Below are 2,518 nucleotides of genomic sequence, written 5' to 3' on the forward strand. Positions count from 1 at the left end.
GGTGCTCGCCGTGCTGCGGCAGGGGCGTGCGGTGGCCGACCAGTCGGGGCTCAACTCCCGGCAGCGGCTGGACAATCTCGCGGGCGCGTTGACGGTCGCTCCCGGCGGGGGCCGGGGTCCACTCCACGCGGTAGAGATGCTCCGCGCCGGTGGCGGCAGCGCCGGCTGCGAACCGGGCCGGCGACGCCGGACGCAGCAGCAGTGACTCGACGGCGGCGACGGGTGCGCCGGTGGCGTCGGCGACGTGGAGGGCGTAGGTGCCGGAGCCGCGCGGGACGATCCGGACGCGTACGAGGCTCGCGCCGACGGCGTGGCAGGACACTCCGGTCCAGGCGAACGGCAGCAGGGCACCCTGCTGTTCGTCCGTGCGCAGAGCGAGGGCGTGCAGCACCGAGTCCAGGAGCGCCGGGTGCAGTCCGAAGGCGGTCGCTTCACTCGCCGCCCCTTCGGGCAGCGCGGCCTCGACGTACAGTTCCTCGCCCCGGGCCCATACCTGCCGCAGGCCGCGGAATGCGCTGCCGTAGCGCAGGCCCGTCTCGGCCAGCCGGTCGTACAGCCCGGTCATGTCGATCGGTGCGGCATCCGTGGGAGGCCAGGTCCGCAACTCCACGGACTGGACGGGTGCCTTGCCGCCGCTCACCGTGCCCTCGGCGTGCAGGGTCCAGGTGGAGTCGTCCTCGGTGCGGTCCGGACGGGCGTACAGGCGCAGCGGGCGGGCGCCGATGTCGTCGGGGGCGTCGAGGGCGATCTGTATCTGGACGGCGCTCTGCTCGGGGAGGACCAGCGGGGCCTGGAGGGTCAGTTCGTCGACGCGGTCGCAGTCGACGCGGTCGGCCGCCGCCAGGGCGAGTTCGACGAGTGCCGTGCCCGGTACGACGACGGCGTCGCCCACGACGTGGTCCGCGAGCCACGGTGCGACGGCCGTCGACAGCCGCGCCGTCAGCAGGACCGCGTCCGATCCGGCCACGGGGACGGCCGCGCCGAGCAACGGGTGGTCGGCGGCCTTGAGCCCGAGGCCACGCGCATCTCCGCCCGAGCCCGCGTCGCGCAGCCAGTACCGCTCACGCTGGAACGCGTACGTCGGCAGCGCCGTCCGTACGGCACCGCTGCCCTCGAACACGGCCGGCCAGTGGACGGCGGTGCCCCGGACGTACAGCTCGGCGACGGCACGCAGAGCGGTCTCCGCCTCGGGCAGGTTCCTGCGCAGCGCGGACAGCGCGAACGCCGGTTCCACCAGGGCGGACAGCAGGGGGTCGGGGCCGACTTCGAGCAGGCGTACGGCGCCGAGGGCGTCGATGGCCGTGCGAGCCGCGTCCTGGAAGCGGACGGCCTCGCGCACCTGGCGTACCCAGTAGCCGGGGGTGGTCCAGTCACCGTCGCCGAGCGCCGCACCGGTCAGGGTGCTGACGGCGGGCAGCATCGGCCGACGGTAGGTGATCTGCTCGGCGACCGCGGTGAACTCGTCGAGCATCGGCTCCATGAGCGGGGAGTGGAAGGCGTGCGACACGCGGAGGCGGGTGACCCGGCGACCGCGTTCACGCACCGCCGCCATGACCCGCTCGACGCCCTCCTCTGTGCCGGAAACGACCACGGCGGCCGGACCGTTGACGGCGGCGATCGTCACGTCGTCGGTGGTCAGCAGGTCGGCGAGCTCTGCCTCGTCCGCCTCGACGGCGGCCATCGCGCCGCCCTCCGGCAGGGCCTGCATCAACCGCGCCCGAGCCGCCACCAGCCGTACGGCGTCGGGGAGTTCGAAGACACCGGCCGTGTAGGCAGCCGCGTATTCGCCGATGGAATGGCCCAGCACCACGTCGGGGCGCAGCCCCCAGGAGTCCAGCAGTGCCGCGAGCGCGGTCTCGACGGCGAAGAGGGCCGCTTGTGCGTAGCCGGTGCGGTCGAGGAGGGCGGCGGCTTCGGAGCCGTCGGCGGCGAAGAGAACGGATCGCAGGGGGACGGGGAAGCCGTCGGCGTCGGCCAGCTCGGCCTCCAGCAACCCAGCAGTCTCGTCGAAGGCACGGGCGAACTGCGCGTAGGCGGCGTGCAGTTCGCGTCCCATGCCGAGACGCTGGCTGCCCTGCCCCGTGAACATCCACGCGGTACGGCCCTCGGTGAGCACGCCGGTCACAGTCGGCCCGGCCAGCCCCGACCGCAGCGCGTCGAGGTCGGGGCCCAGGACAACGGCCCGGTGCTCAAGCGCCGCACGGGACGTGGCCAGGGACAACCCCACGTCGAGCGGGGACAGTTCGGGCCGCTCGGCCAGGAAGGCGGTCAGCCGTTCGGCCTGTGCGTCCACGGCCTGCTGACTGCGGCCCGACAGCACCCAGGGAACGACCGGCACCGGGGTCGGGGACTCGGGCCGACGCGGGGAGGGCACGGTCGGGGCTTCTTCGAGGATGACGTGGGCGTTCGTGCCGCTGATGCCGAAGGACGACACACCGGCCCGGCGCGGACGCTCACCCTGCGGCCAGGACCGCTCCTCCCGCAGCAACTCCACCGCACCCGTCGACCAGTCCACGTG

At 73.9% G+C, this 2,518-nt stretch carries 1 protein-coding gene; it reads right to left on the minus strand.

All coding sequences use genetic code 11. The features are described 5' to 3' along the window. Positions 1-2,515 (minus strand): acyltransferase domain-containing protein (locus EAO75_RS44605; protein ID WP_410092923.1); only part of this gene is annotated, 2,515 nt, incomplete at its 3' end. Between the last annotated feature and the right edge of the window lie 3 nt (positions 2,516-2,518).

Origin of the sequence: Streptomyces sp. UW30, from assembly GCF_008042075.1 — a bacterium.
Classification (GTDB): Bacteria; Actinomycetota; Actinomycetes; order Streptomycetales; family Streptomycetaceae; genus Streptomyces.